This window comes from Bacillus sp. LR--39 (assembly GCF_053613335.1).
The window spans coordinates 1-890 of the sequence record NZ_JBSIOT010000531.1 but is presented as its reverse complement, the minus strand read 5'-3'; the positions used below and the strand labels follow the sequence as shown (position 1 = coordinate 890).

1 pseudogene is annotated in these 890 nt (G+C 44.8%); it reads right to left on the bottom strand.

The window, feature by feature from the left end:
* A pseudogene (sbcE, locus tag ACWHAR_RS24680) lies at nt 1-890 on the bottom strand (DNA repair/recombination ATPase SbcE); the annotation flags it as partial.

The window sequence follows — 890 nt, the reverse complement described above, 5'->3', positions numbered from 1 at the left end:
GAACATGTAATACACGTTTCAGCCTTTCCTGATCAAAATGAACAAAACTGTCATCAAGCTGAAACGGAAGCATTGACCCATCCTGGCGCGTAACGGCCAAAGCAAATCGGATCGCTGTATACAGCTGTTCACAGGTCCCTTGTGACAGCTCTTCCGCATGATAGACAGTTCCATCGCGATGCATAACCATGATCGAATCATCCGTTTCGGAAAAATAAATGGTTTGGTAGTTTCCGTCAGTCAGAGGGCGGAAGAATTCTCCTGCCGTCTCTAGAAGGCGCGGAAGCTCGATTTTTTTATGCCGCTCCAATTTGTTTCTGATCACCTGTTTGATCATTTGTATCGAGGCCCATTTTTTAGCCGTTTCTTTTACACGTTCTTTTTGCATTTCGGTTTGAAGCTTGAGGTCTGACACCAATCCCGAGGCCTCTAATTGTTCCTGTTTGACTGAGAGCAGTGCGATTTGGCTGCGGAGCCGCTCGATCTCCTCAGTCAGCCGCTCTTTTCTTTCATTTTCAACAAATTGCTTATCTTTCAATTCAGAAAGCGTATTGGAATCTGCCAGTTCAAGTTCCTCCGGGTGTCCGCCTTGAAGCTGTGCGTTTACGTGATGAAGCTTGTTCTCCGTATCCTTCAATTGCCTGCTGATGTCGGCTATGGCAAAAAACGCATCTCTGTCTTTTGCAGCAGCCGCGGCAAATAACTGTTCGATCTGTGCGTGGAAATACTGTATTTCTTGCTCAAGTTCAAGCATCTGTTCCTTTGTATAATGAATATCTGTTTCAATTTCCTTTTTTTGCTTCTCAATTTCTTTTTCACGTTCAATGTTTTTCCGCAATGTGTGAAGGGCGTCCGAAATGGAGATATCCTGACTCTGATTCACGGGACGA